At 28.7% G+C, this 5,927-nt stretch carries 5 protein-coding genes; 4 read left to right on the top strand and 1 reads right to left on the bottom strand.

Going from position 1 to position 5,927, the window contains the following annotated elements; translation table 11 throughout:
* Positions 1-140 precede the first annotated feature (140 nt).
* Positions 141-1,001, top strand: a complete 861-nt coding sequence (locus I4V16_RS17115) for a type II CAAX endopeptidase family protein (RefSeq protein ID WP_161954495.1) — start codon at positions 141-143, stop codon at positions 999-1,001.
* Between the two features lie 83 nt (positions 1,002-1,084).
* Complete coding sequence (locus tag I4V16_RS17120) at positions 1,085-2,653, top strand: ABC-F family ATP-binding cassette domain-containing protein (protein WP_111918444.1); 1,569 nt, start codon at positions 1,085-1,087, stop codon at positions 2,651-2,653.
* A 206-nt stretch (positions 2,654-2,859) separates the two neighbouring features.
* On the opposite strand, the gene I4V16_RS17125 is transcribed toward I4V16_RS17120, so the two are convergent.
* Positions 2,860-3,672 carry a ParA family protein gene (locus tag I4V16_RS17125; RefSeq protein WP_111918446.1) on the bottom strand — a complete coding sequence of 271 codons (813 nt, stop codon included), beginning with the start codon at positions 3,670-3,672 and terminating at the stop codon, positions 2,860-2,862.
* A 596-nt stretch (positions 3,673-4,268) separates the two neighbouring features.
* Between I4V16_RS17125 and I4V16_RS17130 the strand changes: the two genes are divergently transcribed.
* Both I4V16_RS17130 and I4V16_RS17135 read left to right on the top strand, forming a co-directional pair.
* Positions 4,269-4,997, top strand: a complete 729-nt coding sequence (locus tag I4V16_RS17130) for an Ltp family lipoprotein (RefSeq protein ID WP_111918448.1) — start codon at positions 4,269-4,271, stop codon at positions 4,995-4,997.
* Between the two features lie 364 nt (positions 4,998-5,361).
* A complete protein-coding gene (locus I4V16_RS17135) occupies positions 5,362-5,520 on the top strand; it encodes a hypothetical protein (RefSeq protein WP_153246652.1) in 159 nt (52 codons plus the stop codon).
* The last annotated feature ends 407 nt before the right edge of the window (positions 5,521-5,927 follow it).

Raw genomic sequence — 5,927 nt, forward strand, 5'->3', positions numbered from 1 at the left:
AACCGCCGTATACCGAACGGTACGTACGGTGGTGTGAGAGGACGCTAAATAAAATAATTATTTAGCTCCTACTCGATTTTAGTATATTTTTATAAGTGGTAATATATATGTAAATAGTAGAGAGTTATTGGAGGTATATGATGAAAGTTTTTAAGAATGAAGAAGGAGAAGTTCGCTCTGGATGGAAAATACTTATCTTATTTTTGGTTGAGTATCTTTTATTATTTATAATGGCAAATATAATAGGTAGTCTGGTAATGATTTCTACATCTATAAGAGAAAATATATATTTTATACTTATGTTTTCCCAGGAAATTGTTTTGATTCTTACACCGATATTGTCATGGAAGGTTTTATTTAAGAAGGATTTATCTCTTATTGGGTTGAAGGCTTTAAACAAAAAAGAAGTAAAAAATCTAATACTAGGCTTAGTTATGGGGATAATAGCTATTACATTAGTTTTTATTCTGATATTAATTAGTAAAAGTGGAGTTTTAGTAAACAGCTTATTAGAACCGAGATTTTCACTAAGTTTAGTTCTTTATTTAATCTTATTTATATTTGTTGGTTTTGCTGAAGAATTGCTTTCAAGAGGATATATAATTGGGGCAATGGAAGTAAGCAATAATAATAAGTGGTTTGCCATAATGGTTTCAGCAGTTATATTTTCATTAATGCATTATGATAATAATGGATTTTCACTTATTCCTTTTTTAAATATATTTTTAGTAGGAATTTTATTTGGAGTTATGTATGTTAAAACAAAGAGTATTTGGCTTAGTACAGGATTTCATATAACTTGGAACTTCTTTCAAGGGTGCATATATGGAATGCCTGTAAGTGGTATAACTACACCTAAGCTTTATGAAATGACTTTTGTAGGTAATTCTATTTTAAATGGAGGGACTTTTGGACCAGAAGGTGGACTAATTGTTACAATGGTTATAATTTTAATGTTAGTATCACTAGTATTTCTTATAAAAAATAAAAAAATACACTAAAATATATGGATTTTCCAGTTTATTTTATAGAAAAATCATTTATAATATAAAAAGCAAGTAAGATAAGATTATTGGAGGAACATATGAGTATTTTAACAGTTAAGAATATGAATCATGGCTTTGGTGACAGGGCAATTTTTGAAGATGTTTCATTTAGATTATTAAAAGGTGAACACGTTGGATTTGTTGGAGCTAATGGTGAAGGTAAATCTACATTTATGAATATAATAACAAATAAATTAATGCCAGATGAGGGACAAGTGATCTGGTCAAATAATGTTAGAGTTGGATACATGGACCAACATGCAGCTTTAGTAAAAGGACAGTCTATAAGAGATGCGTTAAGAGATGCTTTTAAATATCTTTTCGATTTAGAAGAAGAAATGAATACTCTATATGGAAAGATGGGGGATTGTACACCAGAAGAGCTTGAGAAGATGCTTGAAAGAACAGCTGTAATCCAAGATTTATTAGATAATAATGGGTTCTATGTTATTGATGCAAAGGTTGAAGAAGTAGCAAAGGGGCTTGGACTTTTAGACTTAGGATTAGATAGAGATGTAGATGATTTATCAGGTGGACAAAGAACTAAGATTCTTTTAGGAAAGTTATTATTACAAAATCCAGATATTCTTTTACTTGATGAGCCTACTAACTACCTAGATGAAGAACATATTATATGGTTAAAGAGATACTTACAAAATTATGAAAATGCATTCATATTAATATCACATGATATTCCTTTCTTAAATGAAGTAGTTAATTTAATTTATCATGTTGAAGAAAGAAAGCTAACTAGATACGTTGGTGACTATTATGAATTTAAGAGAATATATGAAGAAAATAAGAAGAGATTAGAACAAGCCTATGAAAAGCAACAAAAGGAAATTGCAAGACTTGAAGACTTCGTTGCTAGAAATAAGGCTAACGTTGCTACATCTAACATGGCTAAATCAAGACAAAAGAAGCTTGATAAAATGGAAAGAATTGAGCTTTCAAAGGATAAGCCAAAGCCTGAATTTAACTTTAAGCCATCTAGAACTTCAGGAAAGGTTATATTTGAAACTAAGGATTTAGTAATAGGTTATGATAAGCCATTAACTAAGCCATTAAATCTTTATATGGAAAGAGGACAAAAGATAGCTTTAGTTGGGGCTAATGGTCTTGGAAAATCTACTTTACTTAAGAGTCTTTTAGGATTGATAAATCCATTAAGTGGGGAAGTAGAAAGAGGAGATTATCAAGAAATAGGATATTTTGAACAAGAAGATAGAAGTGGAAACACTAATACTTGTATTGAAGAAGTATGGTCAGAGTTCCCTTCATTTACTCAATATGAAATAAGAGCTGCCTTAGCTAAGTGTGGATTAACTACAAAGCAATTAGAATCTAAGATTATGGTTCTTTCAGGGGGAGAAGCTGCTAAGGTTAGATTATGTAAAATTATAAATAAAGAAACTAATATATTAATCCTTGACGAGCCTACTAACCACTTAGACCAAGATGCTAAGGATGAATTAGCTAGAGCTTTAAAGGAATATAAGGGATCAATTTTACTTGTATCTCACGAACCAGAATTCTATAGAGAAGTTGCTACTGAAATTTGGAATTGTGAAGAGTGGACATTGAAAATATGTGGTTCTACAAAATAATAAAAAGTTGATAAACACTGAGGGTATCTATTATCTAGAGACCTTCAGTATTGCATATGGATTACTTGTGAATATCCATAAGTAAGTATATATGTGATAAAAAATTTTAAACAAGCCAGTGAGATTATTGATTTAAAAAGGGTAAATTGATTTTTATCCTTTTTTCAATCAATAGTAGAATATTTTAAATTATAGTTTAATTTAGACTATAATATGTCCTTAAAAAATAATTCATGAACTAACTTTTCATAAGCTTTGTATCCGATACAATTTTTGTTATATATGTTTATGGGCATATTATTAATAGTAGCTTCTTTTAATGTAACATTAAGAGGTATTATAGTATCTAGTAGCATATCAGCCATAAATCTATTTTCTTCATTGTTTTTAATATAATCTATAAAATCCCTATCTAAAGCTAATCTTTTATCGTGCATAGTAACAACTAAACCAGCAATATTATTTTCAATTCCAAGTTTTTTACGTAAGTCATCCCAAATGGTATAAAATGAATAAATAGCGTTTAAGTCAGATGTATCTGCAGTAGCGAGTATGAGTATTTTATCGGAAATAACAAAAGCATTTTGATTTAAATAGTACATGGTTGAAGAATTAGTATCAATTAAAATATAATCATATTCGTCAAATTCTGATTTATTATGTAGCATGAAGTATTGTAACTTTAGTTCTCTTAATGGAACATAACACATTAAGAATTCTGTTCTTTGTAAGAGAGCGGTGGCTGGTAATAAATCAATAGAAGGTAAAGCAGGAATAGGAGATCTAATAATTATCTCTTTAAAATTAATTGACGAACTTTTACTAAATATTAAATCAATTCCTCGTAAATTTGGATTAGTTCTATCTACACCAAAGTTACTTGTTAAATTTCCTTGAATAGATAAATCAATACATAACACTTTGTAGTTAAATTCAGCTAATATAGCGGCTAAATTAAAAGTAGTCATTGTTTTTCCAACGCCACCTTTAAGGGTTCCTATTGATATTATCTTAGGCATTTTAATAACACTCCTTATATTGTTTATTAAATTTGTTGTAATTTATTTAATTTTTTTTATTATATCCAGTTTAAGTTACTATTATAATTTAGTATAGAATTAATTTTTAAATATAGTGCATTACATATCTATACTAATAATATGTGGTTCCACACAAAATAGATAAACAGCAAAAATGACTTAAAAATAATATACTAAGCCATATTTATTTAAAAATAAATATTATTGTATCAAAAACGATGGATATTGATGCATTTAAACATTAGGAATCTTAGTGTTGCTACTGGCTTTGATTTTTTTAAGAATATCTTTTAAGAAGTTTTTGTAAATTTAATCATCTACTTTAATTGTTCCTATTTTAATTTGCAGTTTATATTTTCTCCAATAAATAACTACTTATATAGAACATTAGTTGTTGTTAAATATAAATATATAAGACGTTATAGAACAAAAAGAAAAATTAGGATAAATATTACATTTTTATAAAGATGAAATTTGTACTATTTAAAAATAAAGATAAAAAATTGAATAATGTGTTAAAATATGATAAAATGTATTTTGCTGTAACAAAATAGAAAATATAGGGGGATAATATTATGGCGAAAATGAAAAAGTGTAAAACATGTAATGCTGAAATTGCTTCATCTGCTAAAAGTTGTCCAAGTTGTGGAGCTAAAAACAAGAAACCAATATATAAAAGAGGGTGGTTCATAGTAATAGCGTTCTTTATAGTTATTGGAACAATTGGAGGAATGGGTGATGATAAGTCTGATTCGGCAGACGATCAAACAGCTGCGCAAGATCAGGAAATCACACAAAATTCAGATGTAGAACAAAATGTTCCAACACAGGACAAAGCAGAGGATAATGTGCCGACGGAATATAAGACTGCATTAAAGAAAGCAAAAATATATAGTGATACTATGAGTATGTCTAAAGCCGGGTTATATGACCAGTTAACATCAGAATATGGAGAAAAGTATACAGCGGAAGCAGCTCAATATGCTATAGATAATGTACAAGCAGACTGGAAGAAAAATGCATTAAAGAAAGCAAAAACATATAGTAGTACTATGAATATGTCTAAAGCTGGGGTATATGATCAGTTAATATCAGAGTATGGAGAGAAATTTACAAAAGAAGAAGCAAAATACGCTATAGATAATGTAGAAGCAGATTGGAAGAAAAATGCATTAGAGAAAGCAAAAACATATCAAGAAAGTATGGCAATGTCTCCAAGTGCAATCTATGATCAATTAATATCAGAATATGGAGAGAAGTTTACAGCGGAAGAAGCAAAATATGCTATAGATAATCTACAGTAATATATTATATTTGTAAATTTAATTCTTATGAATCAAAGGCTAGAAGTACCAAGGTGTATTTCAGCCTTTTTTATTAAGTAAAATTGGGATAATAACAGATAAAATAGTAGGGATGTACGATGAGAGAATTATTTGTTGCCGGAAATGGTTTTGATATTGCTTATAAACTGATGATTAAATATTCTAATTTTCAATATTATTTAAATGAAAATTATCTTTCTTATTTCATAGGTCAGTCCATATTTACGAGTAATATCTACCATAGCATATAAGCTAGGAAGTGCAAAATAATTTTAATTTTAATTTTTTGGAGAAAAGTTAGTTGTGGTATAATTTTAAATTATATGTTTAGAGGTGATAGTGTATGATAGAATGCGAGTTGTGTGGAGAGAGCTTCAACGAAGAAGAGATGAGAGAATGTCCAGAATGTTTAAAAGTAATGTGTGAAGAATGTTATGAAAGACATATGTCTGTTTGTTTTTATGTATCCCAAGAGGGGTATATGGATACCTATGATGAGTAGAGTATACTTCTTGAAATTATGAAACAGGATATTAAAAATAGGTTAATGTTGCAAATATTTAATTGACAAGGGTTCAGTATTAATATATTATTAAAATAAGTATTGATTATATAGGAGTTTATTAACATGATAGGTAGCATAAATGTAAGTGACAGTTTAAAATTAAATATCTATTTTGAGTTTAGCTATTTTAGTTAGGTCTGTATTTATGATAAAAATAATCATCATAGGTACAGACCATTGGTTTTGTATCTATGATGGCTAAGTTTAATATATTATGTAAGTAAACTTGTTATTTTAGCCACGTAGATTAAGTCTATGTGGCTTTTTTAAGTGCGCCCAGCATGGGCGTACACTAATCGGTGAAAGTCCGTAACGGGGGCTGATAGTGCCAACCGTATAGCTTA

Source organism: Clostridium sp. 1001283B150210_160208_E6 (genome assembly GCF_015669365.1).
Classification (GTDB): Bacteria; Bacillota; Clostridia; order Clostridiales; family Clostridiaceae; genus Clostridium; species Clostridium paraputrificum.

Bases quoted from the DNA above. Each gene is read 5' to 3' on its own strand.
- I4V16_RS17130 (WP_111918448.1), top strand. From the start codon at position 4,269: ATGGCGAAAATGAAAAAGTGTAAAACATGTAATGCTGAAATTGCTTCA.
- I4V16_RS17125 (WP_111918446.1), bottom strand. From the start codon at position 3,672: ATGCCTAAGATAATATCAATAGGAACCCTTAAAGGTGGCGTTGGAAAA.
- I4V16_RS17120 (WP_111918444.1), top strand. From the start codon at position 1,085: ATGAGTATTTTAACAGTTAAGAATATGAATCATGGCTTTGGTGACAGG.
- I4V16_RS17115 (WP_161954495.1), top strand. From the start codon at position 141: ATGAAAGTTTTTAAGAATGAAGAAGGAGAAGTTCGCTCTGGATGGAAA.
- I4V16_RS17135 (WP_153246652.1), top strand. From the start codon at position 5,362: ATGATAGAATGCGAGTTGTGTGGAGAGAGCTTCAACGAAGAAGAGATG.